Here is a 19,641-nt window from a genome sequence, read left to right on the forward strand (position 1 = left end):
ATACATTGTCTCGCCCTTCAATGGGTTGATGCATACAGAAAGCCCCGCATGAAAATACGGGGCTTTTTTTGTCTTTTCTCTCATTCGGATTAAATCTAACGGCTATTTTTCTTCGAAACGCTTTGCCAGTTGGTAGAACTCATTGACTTGTTCTTTTAGCTCTGTGGAGTGGTCTTTCACAGAATGCGTTGCCACTAAGTTTTGTTCTGCGGTCGAGGCGATAGACTGCATATGCAGATTGACTTCACTCGACAGCTCACGTTGCTTATGAGCAGAACTTTCAACAGACTGCATGAGTTCATTCATGGATTGCATTAGGTTTTCGACTTCCGACAAGCGCTCTGCACTCACCTTCGCAACATCACCACATGCGTCCGTTTGCTCACGGTTCGCCAGAATATCTTTTTGCCACCCTTCAATCGTCGTTAGCATGGTATCGATGCTCTCTTTGATCTGAACCGTAGCCTTTGAGGTTCGACCCGACAATGCACGGACTTCGTCGGCAACAACGGCAAAGCCTCGTCCTTGCTCGCCCGCTCTCGCCGCTTCAATCGCAGCGTTCAGGGCCAACAAGTTGGTTTGTTCGGCGATTCCACCAATCTCTTCCATTATCTTGCTTACGCTCTGCGCTTGATCGCTCAGTTGGTAAGTCGTTTGAGTCGCCTTTTCAGCCTGAGAAGCTAGGCTCTCTAAGTTTTGATGAGTTTGATTAATGCTTTCTTTAGCGCCAGCACAGGTTTGCAAAGTCACATCAACAATCTGGTGCGCTTCTTCTGTGCGAGAAGAGACCTCATTGGCGGTGACTTCAACCTCTTCAGTCGCCTCTCGTACTTGAAGAATGTCTTTTGTTTGTTGATCTAAGGCTTCTGATACTTCAAATGACGTCGCATTTAGGTTGTCAGCCAAATCTTGTAACGGCTTGGCTGAGTCTGTCATGCGACCTAATACGGTGCGGATTCTTGCAGACAATAGTTTTAAGTGAAAATCGGCAATAGAGAACTGACTATTACCTGAATAAACAAGACGACTAACACTATCGAATTTAGATTGCAGCTTTTTCAACTGCAGTGGAGTATCAATCAGCTCTTGTCGGAAAAGCAGTGCTAATGCTGAAACAGGAAGTAGGCTCAACAACCATTGTGATACTTGCCCTACTTCAATGAGATTTGAAATTAACGGCGCAGCCAAAGAGCCTAGCAACACGGCGTAACGAACACTGTCACTGATCTTTAATGACCATTGGCGACCCGACTTTTCAGCCTTCAAGAGGCCTTGGTAAGCCTTATCTGCAACTTGTATCCATTCATTCTTTGGCTTAACACGAACAGATTGGTAGCCACTCACCTTACCATTGTCGTAAATTGGAGTTACATAAGCATCGACCCAGTAAAACCCACCAGATTTGGTTTTGTTTTTTACGATGCCACGCCAAGCTTTACCTTGCTTTAGGTTAACCCACATATCAGCAAAAGCGGCTTTCGGCATATCGTTATGCCTTACGATATTGTGGTGTTGCCCTAGCAATTCTTGTTGGCTGTATTCCGCTATGCGACAAAAAGCATCATTACTGTACGTAATCACGCCTTTTAAATCAGTGGTAGAGACAAGTTGTTCGTTTTCGCTGAGAAGCGTTTCACGAGATTGAGTAGATGAGCTGACAGTCATTATATTAACTTAGGTTAATTATTATTTTAGGCGAGGAATATATACAATTATTAAAGTTATGACAAAATGTGAACGTCACATTTTGTGTAAATGCCTGCTATTTATACAAATATTAGCTAAGTACCTCACAAAGCTAATAACTTCACTATCTTCTCATGCCAACAGTCACGACTCATCTAAGTTTACGGCAGTGGTAAATTTCACGGTTCTCATTGAGACAGAGGTATGGAATTTACGAATATTCAGATCTTTGCGTAGTACTCGCTCCACAAAGTCTTCGTAGGCTTGAATGTCTTTGACCGTCACAATCAGCATGAAATCAAAGCTGCCTGATATCTGATAGCACTGCGTGACCTCTTCTGCCTTTGAAATAGAATGGCGAAAGATTTGGTAAATATCCCCTCGATCACGCTCCATTTCCACGGACACAACCAAAGTCATCTTACTGCCGGTCAGTTCTGGATTAATGATGGACACACCACCGACAATCACGCCCTCTTCTCTCAGCCGTTTCACTCGCTTTAAGCAAGCAGGCGGTGACAACCCGACCAGCTCTGCTATTGTTAAATTTCACGTCATTGAAACACTGAAAGTTACTCTCAATACCCTAATTATTGATATTTTGAGTAAAAATAATTTGAGCATGGGTATTTACTAATGACTCAGTTATTACATGCGTATTTTAAAACACCGATAATAAAAAATTATCTTATTAGTTAGAACCCAACGCCTTGTATAAAGCGCCCTCCAGAATAATAACCACGACCTAATCAATGTTATTAAACATCCAAACTATCAACTATTCATTCAACAAAACCCATTAAATAACTGACAATAGAATAAATAACACTCCTTATTTTATATTAACTCTAAATGTTGAAACCGGAACGAATAATTAATTATAATAATTATCCATTTGATTGGTAAAATTTATAAATATATTTTGTTACATAATCAAAACTGATGGCTTGATATAATAATGTCACACAAAACAATGGCTTTAATGGTTCTAATTTTTTCCTCACTGTCACAGGCTTCCACTATTGAGAACGACGAACTATTGCTGAAGTCATTGATAAAACAAGGTGTTATCTGTTCAGGCTTAACCTATGAGGAAAATCAAGAAGCTTTGCGTATCTATCTCAACGCTAAAAAAGTGAAGAGCACTCCGTTTGATTCAAAAAATAGAAAAGAGACAACCAATACAAAAGAGATAGAAGATAAAAAAAATACAACAAACACACGTCAGTTAAATAAGACACCACAAGAGTGTATTAGGCCAGACTCGGACAACTGATTCGAATAAGGCAGTTGATACTGATATCGACATGGAAATATTAAAAGGAAATATAATGAAAATGATGAGAAAAACATTGTTGGCTTCAGCAATGCTTACTCTATTTAGCGTCAGTAGTTATGCAAAAACACCTATTGATTTAGGCGTTGTAAATGAAGACAAACTTATTGAAATGCTAGTTAGACAAGGCTTAGTCGACCAAGATGCAACCGATGTGGCAAAACACGACGCACTTGACCGTTACTTAAAAAATAAGATCAATTCCGGTTTTAAAGGCGACGCTCAATTCGGTAAAAAAGCACTTGAGCAACGAGCGAAAATACTCAAAGCCATCGAAAAAGGATCCGGTGTTAAAAAAGCGAGTGTCTTTGCTTTAGAAGTCGGCACCAAGCGTACCGATAAAGTACTCGCTCTGTTAGTCGATTTCCCTGATTTGAACTGGGATAATAACAAGCTGACCGAAGAGCACACGCAGATGCTCTATGAGAGCTACAACCCAGAGCATTATCAAGAGCTGTTGTTCTCAAATTCTGGCTACACAGGGCCCAACGGCGAGAACCTAATCTCGATGCGCCAATATTACCAAAGCGAATCAGGTGACAGCTACAGCGTTGCAGGTCAAGCGGCAGGTTGGTATCGCGCCTCCAAGCCTGCGTCATTCTATGGTGGCAACTCCCCTACCACCGACAACGACCTAAACGCCCAAGAACTGGTTCGTGAAGCGCTGAATCAACTAGCTCAAGAGCCGAGTATCAACCTTGCCGATTACGACATCGAAGATCGTTACGATTACGACGGTGACGGAAATTTCCGCGAACCCGATGGTGTGATTGACCACCTGATGGTGTTTCATGCATCGGTAGGCGAAGAAGCCGGTGGTGGCGTGTTAGGCCCTGATGCGATTTGGTCTCACCGATTCAACCTTGGTCGCACTCATGTACTGGAAGGTACTTCTAGCTCGCTTCCAGATCGATTTGGTGGCCAATACGCGGCGTTCGATTACACCATTCAACCGATTGATGCGGCTGCAGGTGTTTGTGCCCACGAATATGGCCATGATTTAGGCTTACCAGACGAGTATGACACGCAATACACAGGCAGAGGCGAACCGGTTTCTTACTGGTCAATCATGTCTTCGGGCAGTTGGGCTGGTCAAATTGGTGGTACACAACCAACGGCATTCAGCTCTTGGGCAAAACACTTCCTACAGAAATCGATTGGCGGACGTTGGGTTAACGATGATCAGCTCTCGATTGATGACCTAGAAGACAATCCACAAGTGTATACGCTGTTCCAAACAACGGATAACAGTCGTCCTAACATGATCAAAGTGGATCTTCCTGAAAAGCAGATTGAAAGTCTGAAACCCTTTAAGGGCGAGTATTCATTCCACTCTCAAAAAGGCGATGATCTGAAAAACAGTATGACTCGCAAGTTGATGATCCCAGCGGGTGATTCTGCACTGCTGTCTTTCAAAACTTGGTATGAGATTGAAAAAGACTACGACTTTGCGCGCGTGCTAATCAACGGACAAGCCATTGCAGGAAACATTACCTCAATGGACGATCCATACAACACGGACCTCGTTCCTGCTATTGGCGGCGAATCTGGCGGATGGGTCGACGCTGAGTTCGACGTTTCACAATGGGCAGGCCAAGAAGTGGAACTGTCTTTTGAATACATCACCGATGGCGGCTTAGCAATGGAAGGCTTCTATTTAGATAACCTTGCTGTTGTTGTCGATGGTGAAGTGACCTCAATAGACGATGGTGAAAGCAACTCCACCTTCTCCCTTAATGGTTACAAGCTGAGTAATGGATTCCATCAAGCGCAGCACTACTATCTATTGCAATGGCGCAGCCACATGGATGTTGATGAAGGCCTAGCGAACATCAAACGCATGGGACAACTGATGTCATTCGACCCTGGCTTGATCATTTGGTACGTCGACGAATCACTAACCGACAACTGGGTAGGTAAACACCCTGGTGAAGGTTGGTTAGGCGTGGTCGATGCAGACCAAAATGCCATGCTGTGGGCAAACTCTGGTGAAGCGGCTCAAACACGCTACCAAGTTCGAGACGCAGCGTTTTCACTCAAAGATCATACTCCAATGCGTCTTGTAAACAGCGACAACGATGTACTCGAAGATACCAGTTTGGTTGGCAATGCTAGCTTCTCGGATGACCAAGATTACACATCGCCTCAAGCACCAGATTCAGGACGCATCCTGACGGAGTTTGGTTTAGCGGTCGATATTGTGAATCAGAGTGATAACAACGAATACGGTGTGGTTCGCTTATCTAAAGTAAGCCAACACAACATCGTTCCTACTGCGAACTTCGAGCTTAATGTGACTGGTCTGACTGTTTCTGTAAACAACTTCAGCTCAGACCAAGACGGTGAGATCACCCATTACCTGTGGGACTTTGGGAACGGCACAACAAGTAACGAAGTGGCACCAACTTGGTCTTACGAGCAAGCGGGCGAATACACGGTGAACTTGACTGTTGTCGACGACAAAGGCGCTACCGCTTCATTTAGCTCCGTAGTGAGTGTTGAATCTCCAAACGCCCTTCCAGAAGCGAGCGCGAAGTACATTCACTTGGGCCGCTGGGTAACCATGTGGTCTACAAGTTCAGACAGCGATGGTCGTATTGTTGATACCGAGTGGACACTTCCAAACGGAAAGGTGAAACGAGGTCGCACATTCACGTCAATCTTCCCTTCATACGGAAAGCACGAGGTGACACTGAAGATAATCGATGACCAAGGTGGGATTACCACTAAGACAATTTTGATCGACCTGTAAATCATCGCTGGCTCTGTCATGCGTATTTACAACACAAGCTTAAGTATTGTTGTCACAGGATATAAGCCACGACAGCAGTTTTAAGAAAACGTTATTATTTAAGCCGTAAGCAAAGGCCCTACCGATTTGGTAGGGCTTTTTATTGGTCGCAGTTCGAGATACTAGGGTTTTAATCACAGTAACAAATTTACTGAACCACCATTCGATGAGCCATTACACAGGCTGCTTTTGAATACGCGATTTACGAGCACTGAATGCGAACAGCAAGATAACAGCTAACACGAATGGTAATACGTAGATATTGAGGTTCTGCCACCCTGCTGTCGATTCTAGCCAGCCAGAGAGCATCGCTGTAATCGTCACACAGCCAAAGACAATAAATTCATTAAACGCTTGTGCCTTAGCTTTATTCTGCGATTGGTAGGACTGACTAAACAAACCTGTTGCCGCGATAAACATAAAGTTCCAACCGACACCAAGCACAACTAGAGCCGCTCTGAAGTGCCAGATAGATTCGCCATGAATGTTAATCGCGATACAGACGACGAACAGAACCCCGCCTGCCAAGATCATCATTCTTGAGCCAAACTTCTCGATAAGTGAACCAGTAAAGAATGCAGGAACAAACATCCCCAATACGTGCCACTCAATGACGCCCGCTGCTTTGGTAAAGTCAAAGCCACAACCAATCATTGCCAATGGCGTTGCTGTCATCAGGATATTCATCACCGCATAAGCGACCATGGCAGCAAACACTGCGCCAATAAAGTTAGGCGCTTTTACTATCACACTGAGAGGATCGGATTTAGGTGCCTGACTATTAAAAGAGACTTTTGGAAACTGAATTGTTTGTAAGATGAGTAACGCAAGAATGTTCAATCCAATCAAAGAAGCAAAAGCACCAATGTACAAGCCATCTTGCGACCACTGTTGCGACATAATCGCCAAATTTGGTCCTAATACCGCGGCTAAAACGCCACCAGCCATCGAGATAGAGATCGCTCGATGACGTGCATTTTCATCACACACCTCGATTGCAGCAAAACGATAAAGCGTGCCAAAACCTATGCCTATCCCAAGTAAGAACGTAGCGAAACAAAACAGATAGAAATTTTGCTGAGACAGTGCGTAGGTGGCAAGACTAGCTCCTGTAATGCCAACCACATTACCAATGCTAAATCCTCTCTTTCTCCCTAACTTGCCTGAAATTAAAGATGCAGGAATAGTGGCTGCCATTAGACCCAAAAACTGCAGTGCAACCGGCAAGGTGATCATGCTGACACTGGGTGCAATCTGCTTACCGATCAAACCAATCACAGAGATCAGTAATATGTTACCCGTCATCAACAAGGCCTGACACAGTGAGAGCAGCCAAACATTTCTATTCATCTTCGTTCCTAAATATGAGCACAGTTGGTCAATAGACCAAAAATTCAACAAAGTCGCAACACTTTGTTACTCATAGCAACTCTACAAAGCGACCAATAGACCAATATAAAGTGCTACCACCACATGACTTTGATTAGCGTTACTTAAGACGCTAGAGTTGAAATTATCATTACTTAAGATAATAATAATTTTCTGTTATTTATAGGCTTTAGTATTTGAAGGTGAGTATGATTAATCCACTTTGGCTCAATACGTTTAAGACTCTGGTTGAAGTTGGCCATTTCACCCAAACGGCAGAAAAGTTGTATATGACACAACCTGGAGTCAGCCAACACATCAAGAAGCTTGAACAAGCTTGTAATTGTGACCTGCTATCTCGAGAAAACAAGAGCTTCGAACTGACCGAACAGGGTCGGATTATGTATCGCTATGCGATCAAACTAGAGAAAGACCAAGAAGATCTTTTTGAGTCTCTGAGTTTTGATAACCCTTATGCTGGGCAATGTCACTTGTCTTGCTCTGGCTCACTCTCTTTGCGTCTGTATCCCAAGCTTCTTGAACTTCAACAGCAACACCAAGAGCTCAGCATTAACTTAGAAGCCGCTCCAAACAAAAAGATATTGAATGACCTAAGCGAAGGCACTACCGATATCGGCATTGTTAGGCATTCCCCGAACGACAGCTACTACCAAAGCCAAGTCATCGGCAAAGAAGCACTGTGTCTTATTGTTCACCACAGCCTTGCTGATTTAGAGATAACGCCGCAAGTATTGAACGACATTGGCCTTATTGCCCACCCAGATTCCGCACACTATCTGTCTTTGTATTTCGACCTTTGCGGAGATAAAGACTTAGCGAACATCAACGTTAATGAGATACCAAGATCTGGCTACATCAATCAGCTTCACCAGATCTTGCTACCCGTATCAAAAGGATTAGGTTTTACCGTGTTACCGGCTGGCGCGGTTGAACACTTCCCAGATAGAGACAAGCTACACGTTGTGCCGCCAAAGGTAGAAGTTGAGGAAACGTTGTATCTGGTTCAAAAACGAAACCGAAAACTGCCGCACCGATACGATACGGTTGTTGAGCTAATCAAACAGAACGTGAGTCGTTAGTTCGGTATAGATAGATTTAAAGCCTTTAGCTAGCTCGGTATTTCGCTATAAGAGCTAAAGGCTTTAATGTTGAAGTGATATTTATAAAAGACAACTACTCAGAAGCGCCAAGCCCCTCTTTTGCTCGTTCAAAGTCATAATTATCTAACGCACTTCGAACATCTTTGAGAACAACAGAATGTGGATACTGTGCCAGTAACTCAGTCACATATTGAGTTGCATCGTTATCATAAGCATCCAGCAGTGATAGCAACTGAGCATGCTGTTCTGACGTGATGCTCGGTGAATCAGAGGTATCAGCAAGACTCGCATCGGCTTCTTCAGTACTTGTCGTATTGAATCCCCCAACACCAGACACATCAAAGCTGATCTCAACTGCTTTAATCAGTTCGATTAACCCAAGTTCGCCTTGCTTAAGATCTGCTTCATCACACGCCTTGTTATGCGCTTTGCTTTCTAAATCACTGAGTAACTCTGCCAATCGCAATCCACCAATCGAAGCTGCCATGCTTTTTAAGGTATGTAGATTACGCTCTAACGTCTCCCAGTCGCCTTGTACTAAGTTATCAAAAGCATCCGACATAATGTCTGGCGATCCTTGGCAGAACCTATCAAGCATTTTGGCTTGCAGCTTCACATCATGATAAGTCAGTTGCTCAAACCTCGACTGAGAGAAAACAGGCGGCTCAATTTGGGGATCGGAGTGCAATTCCGCACTCTCACCAGAATCACCTGTCTGGATCGCATCTGAAGAGGTGTCTGATGGCGCTCGACCTTCAACTAAGACCTCAGGAACAATGTATCGAGTAATCAAAGACATCGCTTTATCAATAACAATAGGCTTATCCAAGAAGTCCGTGATGCCCGACTCCCTCGCTCGTTGTTTCGCATCATCAAAAACATTGGCTGACATTGCAATAATCGGTACATCTATATCGAATTCACGAATCAAACGGGTAGCTTCAAAGCCGTCCATAATCGGCATTTGAAGATCCATGAAGATTATTTCGTAGTCGTTGTTTTTAGCTAACTCCAGCGCTTCCTTTCCGTTTTCAGCAAGATCGGCATTTAATTTAGAGCGACTGAAAAATGCTAAGGCGAGATCTTGGTTCAGCTCATTGTCTTCAACCAATAGCACTCTTTGGCCTTTGAACTCTATCTGATAATCCAGTTGCAACTCTTGAGCTTTGAAGTCGGCTAACGCATCCGAGCTTGAGCGTGGCAATGTCAGTACAAAGGAGAACTCACTGCCTTGCCCGTAAACACTCTCTACCGTAATTTGACTGCCCATCGCATGAACTAATTTCTGGCTAATGTTGAGCCCAAGCCCTGTACCGCCAAACCGACGTGTCGTTGTGGTATCCGCTTGGCTAAAGGCTTCAAACAGCTTGTGACGGTTCTCATCCGAAATGCCTATCCCGGTATCCATCACACTCACTCTCATGGTTAGGCTGCTGTCGTTCGAGTCAACATGCTCCACCGTTAATGCTACGCTGCCTTGTTCCGTAAACTTAATCGCGTTGCCCACAAGGTTGAGTATGACTTGGAACAACCTCAATGGATCGCCTTGTAGTGGCGTGTTTAACTCTGGGTCGATGACCATAGACAAATTGAGTTGCTTCTCAGCCGCTTTCGATTCCATCAACTCAATCACATCTTTAAAAGTCGTTGCGGGATCAAACGGGACGTTATCAATAACAAGTTGCCCAGCTTCTATCTTTGAAAAATCAAGGATGTCATTGATGATACCGAGTAACGAATGGCCAGAACGGTGCACTTTCTCAATATAATTTCGAGCGACAGGATTAGATATTTCGCCAATCGCCAGATAAGACAAGCCAATAATGGCGTTCATTGGGGTTCTTATCTCATGGCTCATATTGGCTAAGAATTCCGATTTAGCTTGGCTCGCCAAATCGGCTCTCTGTTTCTCTTCTTCCAATTGTTCGTTAAGGCGCTTCATTTCTGAAATATCGAATGCCCAAAATAGTGTGGCGACTTCACCATCAATCTCAAAAAGATAGTAACTGACCAAAGCAACAAATCGGGTTCCATCAGACTTTCTGAGTACCAACTCCCTATTTTCAACTTTACCGTTAAGGTCGAGCTCTTTATGCACGCCATCACGAACGCTCAGCGAGTCATGGATAGCAGCGACGTCGATAGAAGACAACGCCTGATTATCCACGCCAAACAAACGTTTCGCCGTATCATTCGCGTAACGAACCTCTTCTTCAAATACCACGCTGGCTGCAATTGGAGAGCTATTTAGCATGTTGTAGAGTTGGTTCTGCGCCTTTTCCAGAGCTTCGGTCGCTTCCTTAGCAATACTGATCTGCTTCGCTAATTTACGATTCCAGAAAATAATAAGAAGAAGGATCACCAGAGAAAAAACCGAAATGGTGTAAACCAATTGATAATCAACTCTTTCTATCGCTTTGGGTGCAGCCCATTTTGCAGAGATCTTCTGGTGTTCTTCAGCTGAGATACTGCCTATCGCTTTGTTCACAATAGACAACAGCAAAGGTTCAGATTTGATGACATGCAGAGTTGGCGACAGGAAGAAGTCTAATCGACCGATGATGCCAATTCCTCGATAGCCAAATGAGTCGATTAAGTAATTTAAGACGTCAACGGTATCAATCATCGCATCAAACTCACCCGATTCGACGAGCTCTAATCCATCATTAGTCGATGACACCATCGACCAATTGATCTCAGGGTAACTATCCACAATAGCTTCTGTGTTGGCTCCCCCTTCTAAAATACCTATTTTCCAACCTGCAGCTTCTTCTAAGACAAGGCTGTTCACATCTCGTCTTGAGGCAATAGCCAAACGACTAGAAAATAACGGCTTACCCGCCTTCACGCCCTCGCCAAGCGAACGATTCTCCACAGCGGCCGACACAAGGTGCACTTTTCTATGGTCAACGAGTCGTCGAGTCTCCTGCCAACTGCCGACATCAACATGTTCCAAGCGTAAACCTGTTTTCTGCTCGATCAGCTTTAGGTAATCATCGATCATGCCGATGTATTCCCCTTTGCTCGATACGGCTTCATAAGGCAAAGAGTTAGGATCAATACCGATTTTCAATACTGGATGAGATTTTATCCACTGACGTTCATTTTGACTAAGATTAAGAAGTTCACCGACTAAACTGTTCGATTGATAAACATCTGAAATATAACGTTTTGCACCATCTCCGAATGAATCAAACTGCTCAATGGCAGGGAAATAAACATAACTTCCTTCCACGGAATCCACATCGAAATAGAACGTCATAAACCCAGCATTGGTGCTGCCCGTCTGCGTTTTATAGCCAACGCCTTTCGTTACGGATGACAATTTAGAGGTGTTTTTCTTGTCCAATGATGGCGTTGATACATCTCCTAGGAACCAAGATTCAAGCGGTCGCTTATTATTATCAGCCAGTGCCGAAATAACCATGAAAGTATTATCTGCATCAAATATGTCAAAAATCTTAGGCAATTCGTCAAAGCGATCATTAACAATAAAGTACGCTGAGATTTGAGCAATAATATCGGCCTTCTTCAGAACCGGAGTCAGGTCGTTCTTAATTTGTCTTCTAAGAATTGGCTCAAACTCCCCGTCTTCCCTTTTCAGGTTTGCCAATGCGGCATTGAAGCGGTCTCTTAGCTCAGCCCCCCTGAAATCCACGTAGATGGGATAACTGACTTTATAATCTTCATGGATCTGAATCTCGCGCATTTCAATAAACCGGGTATTGGTGACAAACCAGGTTAATACGCGCCTTTCTACCATCAGGAGATCAACATTTTGAGCTCTCAGTTGGGAAAACGCCGACTCTAAGCTGTCGAGATCATCTATCCGATCAATGCTCAATTGGCTTTCCAACACTTCTACGGAGTTTTTAATCGGCGATGTTTCATCGAACAACAATGCACCTAAGGACAAATTTTTTGCCGACTTCAAATCCAGCTTACGCCTCTTTAATGACACTGGCACAAAATCAACATCCATCACCTTGTCACTGACAAAGTGCAATGAAGAGTCATCAAGTTGAACGCCAGAAACAAATGATATTGAGTTGTTGTTATCGATAGCTTGACGAGCTGCAGTACGAGGCAAAGTGACAACGTCACCCAATCGATACCCCATATCGTTCAATGCCCTTTGCATAATGTCATGCTCTAAGCCAACAGAAGTACTGTCTGGATACATGTAAGGCGGGTTGCCGAATCCAAATACACCTTTAATGGGAGAGCGATAAGGCGAGTCATCTAACCATTTAGATAAAATGCGGTTCTTTTTACTGATATCAAACGTTGCAATCTGTTGATTCAATAAGTTAAGCAGCTCATTGTCGTTTGAACGAATAACCATGGCTGCTTTGATGTTCTTCCAGCGATCAAGTACATGGTTGACCGCTAAATTCTCGACTCCGCTTTTATGAGCAAGATCCATGGTGGTTACAGGTTCAGCCAGTAAGCCATCAACCGACCCATCTTCTAATGCACGAATAGCATCAATGGCCGTATCGAATTCAACTCTCTCAATCGAACTAAGCTGCACGCCAGATCGCTTTAGGTCGATGCTTTCTCGAACCATGGCAATTCGCCTTTTGGCCTCTTGCTCTATTTTATTATTGAGATGATCTTCGGTAGGAAGAATGACGGCAATTTGGTACGAGATATAAGGATCAGTTTGAAGGAAACGTCCTCCTTCGCTGGGATCAAACTGTTGAAACGGAAACACATCGCCTTTCCCGTCTAACAAAGCTTGCTTTGCTTCAGCATGAGAATCTACGCTGATGAAGTTGGTTTTTACGTTGAAACGCTCTTCAAGATCGTAAGCCCAATCTCGAATAATCCCGTCGACTTTTCCGTCATCACCAATAAATGAGTAAGGATAATGACTGGATAGTGTAACAAACGTGATTTCACGATCAGGATCTTGCCATAGGTTTGGTTGTTGATCCGGAGCAGCCTCAGCGTTAACGCTAGCGGCACGAACAACGAATACAACAAACAAAATTATGGCGATGACATAACGCTTACCCCACTTACCCCACATCTGCCAGAGGTCACTCATCTTTGAACTTCTCTTTAATCTCTAGAATCTCTGGCAATTTAATGAAAAACAGATCAACGATAGTCGGGTCAAAATGCTTACCTTTCTGCTCAGTGATTAAAGCCAAAGCATCTTCGACACTCCAAGCTTTTTTATAAGGGCGCTCTGCGGTCAGGGCATCAAACACATCAGCAACAGCCGCAATTCTTCCAACCAATGGAATATCTTCGCCGGCTATCTGCTTTGGGTAACCACTGCCATCCCACTTTTCATGGTGATACTGCGCGACTTGAATGGCCATACGCATCAGTTTGGAATCGCCCTGCCTACCAAGGATTTCAACACCGAACTCGACGTGTTTCTGCATGGTAGTCCATTCATCGGCATCCAATTTCCCTGGCTTCAGTAACACACTGTCAGGAATGCCAATCTTGCCAATATCATGCATTGGTGCTGCATCACGCAACGTCTCGGCATCTTCGTCAGTCATTCCCAAGGCTTTAGCTAGCACTTCACAGTAGTGACTCATACGCTTAACGTGCATGCCTGTTTCATTGTCTTTAAATTCAGCAGCTCTACCCAGTATGTTCAGTGTTTCTAGCTTACCGAGATTGATCTCTTGAGTTTTCTCTTTTACCTGACTAAACAACGCGCGTTGTTGGTCATAAAGTGCGATATGCGTTTTCACACGCTGGAGTGCAATTGCAGGGGTTATCGGCTTGGTTAGGTAATCGACAGCCCCCAAGGAGAGCCCTTTTACTTCGGCTTCTGGACCAATTGTGGCGGTCACGAAAATGATAGGAATGTGAGCCGTATTCGGCTGAGCTTTAAGTTGGCGGCAAACCTCGTAACCATCAATGTCAGGCATCATGATATCAAGGAGGATAAGGTCTGGCTGCGGCACCATCTTCGCAATCTTGATACCAATGGTGCCGTTAATCGCCACTTTCACTTGATAGGTATCTTTGAGTATTGCCGTTAACACATCCAAGTTACTTGGGGTGTCATCTACGACTAACACTATAGGTTTCCGACTCATTGATACCTCGTATAAAAATCAAACAGTTATAACCATAGTGTAGAACGGTTTTCAGAGGTTAAGCAGAAAAAAAGCAATTGATTTTCAAAAATGAAGAGTAGATCTGTGAGTGACTTCAAACTGGCGTTATTAGAAGTACGACCAGTCAATATTACGTCAGTTAAGTTATTATTATACAAGGGGAATTACCTTTGCATTGCAACATTTCACTAACAACACAGATACTATCCGAAAACAAAAAGAGCTCCTCATATGGGAGCTCTTTTCGTTCAACGGCTAGAAAGCAAAACAACCGAGTTATTCAGTAATCTAACGACCAGAATAATACATACAGATTCGAACACCATCGAACTCACGAATCTCAAATGGGATCTCGTAGATAGACTCCATCACTGATTTTTCAACCACTTCCGAAACCTTACCCGACTTAACCACTTTGCCTTTCTTCATCGCGACAATGTTATCCGAGTAGCAAGAAGCGAAGTTGATGTCGTGAATCACGATAACGACCGCTTTATTGAACTCATGCGCCAAACGACGCAACGTCTGCATGATTTCAACCGAGTGTTTAATATCAAGGTTATTCAGAGGCTCATCTAAGAACACATAGTCTGTATCTTGCGACACAACCATCGCGATAAACGCCATTTGACGCTGACCGCCACTCAACTCATCAAGGTATTTGTTTTGGATGTCAGTAATGCCAAGGTGTTCTAGTGCTGTATCGACGATTTTATGATCTTCGTCTTTCAAGCGACCTTGAGAGTGTGGGAAGCGACCAAAACAGACCAACTCACGAATCGTAAATCGCATATTGATGTTGTTTGATTGTCTTAACACGGCAAGGTGCTTGGCTAGCTCTTTGGTATCCCACTCAGCCAGTAACTTATCGCCAATGACCACTTCACCTGCGTCACTGTCGGTTAAGCGGCTCGCCATTGAAAGCAGTGTACTTTTACCCGCACCATTTGGGCCAATGATAGAAGTCACTTCGCCTTTCGGGAACATAGCACTGGCATCATCAACCACGAGTGACTTGCCATACTTCTTAGTTAAACCTGTTAATTTAATCACTACTTACTACCTTTACTGAATTCTGGTGCGTAACAACAAGAACATAAAATACAAACCACCGACCAAGTTAATGATCACACTCACTGTGGTTTCGAACGCCATTACTTTTTCGATAAACCATTGGCCTGAAACCAATAGAACGACCGCTAACAAACTGCTTGCGATGATAAGCACACGATGTTGATAAGATTTGAATATCTGACGAGCTAAGCTCACGGTGATCAAACCAAAGAACAGCACTGGGCCAACCAAAGCAGTCGATACCGCGACCATCACTGACACAATCACCAAGGTAATCTGAGTCAGTCGTTTGGTGTTCACACCCAAGCTTGTTGCGTTATCAACACCAAGCCAAAGTACATCAAGCTTAGGCGCTAACAACCAAAGGCCAAGCAAGCTCAAACCCAGTGGAATAAGACTGAGATAAACCAGCTCACCTTTCACATTATTGAAACTTGCGAACATCACATTCTGCAGCACCGCGAACTCGTTCGGGTCAATCAACATCGCTAAGAAGCTAGACAGACTCGAGAATACGCTGCCACACACAATACCAATCAACAGCAGTGTAAATACGTTGTTTCGCTTGCTCTTAAAGTAGAAGTGGAACAGGGCAAATGAGAACAAGATCATCACAGTCACAGACAACGAAAAGTTAGCGATGGAATCAATCACCCAGAAACTGGTACTGCCAAATACAAACAGAAGCACCGTTTGAACCAGCATGTACAAACTGTCAAAACCCAAGATGGATGGGGTTAAAATTCGATTGTTAGTAATGGTTTGAAAAACCAATGACGATGCAGAAATCGCTACCGCCGCCAACACAATCGACAACAGTTTTGGTAATCGCAGAGACAAGAAGAACTCGTAGTTATCCCACGTCAGCCCCTGCCCGATGAATAGCGCTGTCATACCCAAAGACGCGATAGCCAGAATCGCAATTTTTACTGAATCACGCATTCGACTTGTCTCTCATGATTAGGTAAATAAAAATCATGCCACCAAAGATGCTGATTACCATCGAGATTGGAATCTCATAAGGGAAGATGACGATTCGAGCTAGCAGGTCACAAGCCAACACCAAGATCACCCCCCAGTAGGCAGTCCAAGGCAGAATCTTCTTCATGTTATCGCCCATCATCAGCGACACGATATTCGGCACGATAAGGCCAAGGAATGGGATAACACCAACGATCATCACCACAGAGGAGGCACTGATAGCCACTAACGCAACACCAATGAAGACGATCTTCTGATAATTCAAACCGATGTTTTTCGCGAAGCTCTCACCGATGCTCGCCGCACTGAACTGGCTCGCGAAATAGTAAGCCAATACACAAGCAGGCACCGCGAGATAAAGGATTTCATAGCTGCCCTGCAACACGCTCGCAAAGTTCGCCATAGTCCATGCCGACATGGTTTGTACTAAGTCGTACTTATAAGCAATAAAGGTTGTTAGAGACGAAACAACGTTGCCATACATAATGCCAATCAAAGGCACCAATACCGCGTTCTTAAACTTGAGGTGTTGTAGGAAGCGAACCAATAGCATGGTGCCAAACACTGCAAACGCGAAGATAAAGCCTAAGTAGCTCCATTGCGCAGCATTGCCTAGCACTAGAATGCCGACAATGTAACCCAACATCGCACAGTCAATGGTGCCCATCGTCGAAGGCGCGGCAAACTTGTTCTGTACGATTTGCTGCATGATCAAGCCAGAAACACTCAATCCCGCTCCGGCAAGCACGATCGCGAGTAGTCGAGGAATCCGACTAACAATATAAATAGAATTGGCGTGTTGGTTGCCATTGAAGAAGTCACTAAAACTGATTTCAGCGACTCCAATCATCAATGACGCAACGCATAACACAACAAGAAATACAGCAGCTGCAATGGGTTTCAACATAGGAATAATACTAAAGATAGGTCTCGGGTAGCCCGTATAAAAAAGTGAAAAAGGGCTTATAAGAACACTCTTATAAGCCCGAAAATCTGATGGTTAGTAACTATTGAATCGTACGTTCAATGTCACTAAGCATTCTATGAATCGCTGTCACACCGCCACCCGCCAAATACCAAGCACTTGAATCAAGGTAAACGATACTGCCGTGCTGCGCTGCAGGTGTTGCCGCAACCAGTGGGTTATCAAACAGTTGTTGTGCGCGTCCTTCTGATTTACCAATCGCTTTTTCGCGGTCAAGCACGTAAAGCACTTCAGGTTTTGCATCAGCTATGTATTCAAAAGAGATTAGGTTGCCGTGTGTTCCTTTAATCGGAGCCACGGTTGCACTCTTTGATTCCACGAAACCAAAGTCATCAAAGATGATAGAGAAACGGCTGCCTTTGTTGAACATCGCAATGTTGTTGCCGTTGTTCATTAGCATCATTGCTGAAGTTTCGTCAGACGCTACTTTGTCGTTTACCGCTGTGATAGAAGCTTGAGTCTCTTTAATGATCGCTTCGACTTCAGCTTGCTTACCAAAGATGTCGCCTAGCACACGCCAGTTTTGCTGAGCATCAGCCCAGTACTTGTCGCCTTCAATAGAAAACATGACAGTAGGAGCAATTTGTGCCAGTTTGTCGTAAACCTTAAGCATGCGGTTTTCCGCGATGATGATGTCAGGCTTCAACATGTAGATAGCTTCAAAATCAGGTTCGCTTAAAGAGCCTGTATTTGCCGTCGTATCTTTGTACGAAGCTAGGTAATCAGGCAGCAAGCTATGAGGCGCGCCAACTGGCTGTACACCAATTTTATCGAGCACGTCTAAGCTACCGTGGCCTAGAACCACCACTCGCTGTGGTACTTCAGTAAACTGCGCTGTGCCTTTCACATGCTCAATGGTGACGGTTTCCGCATGCGCGGTCATCATGAATGATGATGCTAGAACGATGGCAAGCCCGCTCAATAACTGGCGAACTGAATTGATTGTTTTCTTCATGTTTCTTCCTTTGCCATTGATACAAACCACCACTCATGACAATGAAAGTCACATTACTCATAGACGAGCATGGGGCGTACACAACTGCTAAATAACGATAATTTAAAGTCTGTCATTGGATTGACAACAAACTTGTAACGCAAGTGAGAACTATTATCAATTATATTTGCACTAAATTGGCGATACAACAACTTTATTATTCAGAAACGTAAAAGTGAGTATTCATATTTTGCGTAGTCAGGAGAGGTATTAGGAATCAGAAATATCAAAAAGACGCGAAGAGGAAAATACTCATCAACCTGAAGAAAAAAACAGATGGGGAAAGCACCCAAAAACCCTGTAATTACAACGCTGAACCCCAAAATCATGGATTGTAATTTACAATGTAAAGATCATATACAACAGAGACTTAATCATCACCAAATTAGCTGATCAATTAAACCCACTAATGACAACGAATACGAACAGCTGAAAAGCCAAGACTCAGTCAGATATCATGGTCAAATCCCTGACCTTCGCTCATTTAACCTTCAGTAACCGATGGTAAATCACCCAAAAATATTTTTGAATTTAATTGAAATAGGGTTGTAATTTTGAAAACTAGGCGTATAGTTCGCCACCTGGCTCTAATCTATAGAGCTGTTAATGCTAAAGTAAGTCCAAGTTCCACATAGACAGTTCTCGATTCCCTCGTTACACCATCTCTGCGTCAGCTTTCACCCAGATAGTCATTCAATAGCTTTTAAATTCGATCCTACTACCGATCTATCGTCATTTGCTCTTTTGTCAGCGAAGTCAGAATAGATCGAGCACTTAAATACAAATGTAATAAACACAAGGCACAGTTATGTCACGCAGAACAACACGACAAACCCATTGGTACCAACTATCACGCGAAAAAACAGTCAATAAACTAAAAGGTAATAAATGCTCAAGATTAAAATAGATTTACACAAAGAAGAGATTTCATGGGTCACCGAGATTCGACAGCTCAATAGCGATATACTCCACCGCCACATATTGCCCAAGCTACAACATCACAGCTATCTCATCGACTTTGAATTTAATGAACGAGAAAGCATCGGAACTATCGTTTCAGGCAACGGAAACACCCTAGGACATTTCACACTCCTATAGCATTTCCCAAAGGCTACAAAAGAAACACCATCTAGTCCCAAAGATGTAAAAGATGTCACCCTCAATTCGCTCTAGCAGAACAAAATAGAGTAGAAGTAAAACAGATCTGAAACCT

Annotated in this window: 12 protein-coding genes and 1 pseudogene; 4 read left to right on the forward strand and 9 right to left on the reverse strand. The window is 43.7% G+C overall.

Going from position 1 to position 19,641, the window contains the following annotated elements; translation table 11 throughout:
- Positions 1 to 102 precede the first annotated feature (102 nt).
- Positions 103 to 1,665 carry a methyl-accepting chemotaxis protein gene (locus tag LMH68_RS22185; protein ID WP_229647319.1) on the reverse strand — a complete coding sequence of 521 codons (1,563 nt, stop codon included), beginning with the start codon at positions 1,663 to 1,665 and terminating at the stop codon, positions 103 to 105.
- 165 nt (positions 1,666 to 1,830) lie between these two features.
- Positions 1,831 to 2,235, reverse strand: a pseudogene (locus tag LMH68_RS22190) (Lrp/AsnC family transcriptional regulator); the annotation flags it as partial.
- A 409-nt stretch (positions 2,236 to 2,644) separates the two neighbouring features.
- Here LMH68_RS22190 and LMH68_RS22195 point away from each other — a divergent pair.
- Positions 2,645 to 2,962 (forward strand): hypothetical protein, encoded by a 318-nt coding sequence (locus tag LMH68_RS22195; protein ID WP_229647320.1) that lies wholly within the window; start codon positions 2,645 to 2,647, stop codon positions 2,960 to 2,962.
- Positions 2,963 to 3,017: 55 nt separating this feature from the next.
- Positions 3,018 to 5,774 (forward strand): immune inhibitor A domain-containing protein, encoded by a 2,757-nt coding sequence (locus LMH68_RS22200; protein ID WP_229647321.1) that lies wholly within the window; start codon positions 3,018 to 3,020, stop codon positions 5,772 to 5,774.
- Between the two features lie 213 nt (positions 5,775 to 5,987).
- On the opposite strand, the gene LMH68_RS22205 is transcribed toward LMH68_RS22200, so the two are convergent.
- Positions 5,988 to 7,163, reverse strand: coding sequence for an MFS transporter (locus tag LMH68_RS22205; RefSeq protein WP_017064421.1), 1,176 nt, complete (start codon positions 7,161 to 7,163; stop codon positions 5,988 to 5,990).
- A gap of 227 nt (positions 7,164 to 7,390) precedes the next feature.
- Between LMH68_RS22205 and LMH68_RS22210 the strand changes: the two genes are divergently transcribed.
- Positions 7,391 to 8,281 carry a LysR family transcriptional regulator gene (locus tag LMH68_RS22210; protein ID WP_017061891.1) on the forward strand — a complete coding sequence of 297 codons (891 nt, stop codon included), beginning with the start codon at positions 7,391 to 7,393 and terminating at the stop codon, positions 8,279 to 8,281.
- A 94-nt stretch (positions 8,282 to 8,375) separates the two neighbouring features.
- Here the strand turns inward: LMH68_RS22210 and LMH68_RS22215 are convergent, their stop codons facing one another.
- From LMH68_RS22215 to LMH68_RS22240, 6 genes are all read right to left on the reverse strand, one after another.
- Complete coding sequence (locus LMH68_RS22215; protein WP_229647322.1) at positions 8,376 to 13,355, reverse strand: ATP-binding protein; 4,980 nt, start codon at positions 13,353 to 13,355, stop codon at positions 8,376 to 8,378.
- Positions 13,348 to 14,373, reverse strand: coding sequence for an HD-GYP domain-containing protein (locus tag LMH68_RS22220; protein WP_229647323.1), 1,026 nt, complete (start codon positions 14,371 to 14,373; stop codon positions 13,348 to 13,350). Before LMH68_RS22220 ends, LMH68_RS22215 begins: the two co-directional genes overlap by 8 nt.
- 309 nt (positions 14,374 to 14,682) lie before the next feature.
- On the reverse strand, positions 14,683 to 15,447 hold the full coding sequence (locus tag LMH68_RS22225; protein WP_065585089.1) for an ABC transporter ATP-binding protein: 765 nt from the start codon (positions 15,445 to 15,447) through the stop codon (positions 14,683 to 14,685).
- 12 nt (positions 15,448 to 15,459) lie between these two features.
- Positions 15,460 to 16,410: an iron chelate uptake ABC transporter family permease subunit gene (locus tag LMH68_RS22230; protein WP_229647324.1), complete on the reverse strand. Its 951-nt coding sequence runs from the start codon at positions 16,408 to 16,410 to the stop codon at positions 15,460 to 15,462.
- Positions 16,403 to 17,356, reverse strand: a complete 954-nt coding sequence (locus LMH68_RS22235) for an ABC transporter permease (RefSeq protein ID WP_017061896.1) — start codon at positions 17,354 to 17,356, stop codon at positions 16,403 to 16,405. The genes LMH68_RS22230 and LMH68_RS22235 overlap by 8 nt, the downstream gene beginning before the upstream one ends.
- A 100-nt stretch (positions 17,357 to 17,456) precedes the next feature.
- Positions 17,457 to 18,389, reverse strand: a complete 933-nt coding sequence (locus LMH68_RS22240; protein ID WP_229647325.1) for a siderophore ABC transporter substrate-binding protein — start codon at positions 18,387 to 18,389, stop codon at positions 17,457 to 17,459.
- 927 nt (positions 18,390 to 19,316) lie between these two features.
- On the opposite strand from LMH68_RS22240, the gene LMH68_RS22245 reads away from it, so the two are divergent.
- Entirely contained in the window at positions 19,317 to 19,526 is a 210-nt protein-coding gene (locus tag LMH68_RS22245) for a hypothetical protein (protein ID WP_004731601.1), read from the forward strand.
- The last annotated feature ends 115 nt before the right edge of the window (positions 19,527 to 19,641 follow it).

This window comes from Vibrio sp. F13 (assembly GCF_020806305.2).
Classification (GTDB): domain Bacteria; phylum Pseudomonadota; class Gammaproteobacteria; order Enterobacterales; family Vibrionaceae; genus Vibrio; species Vibrio crassostreae_C.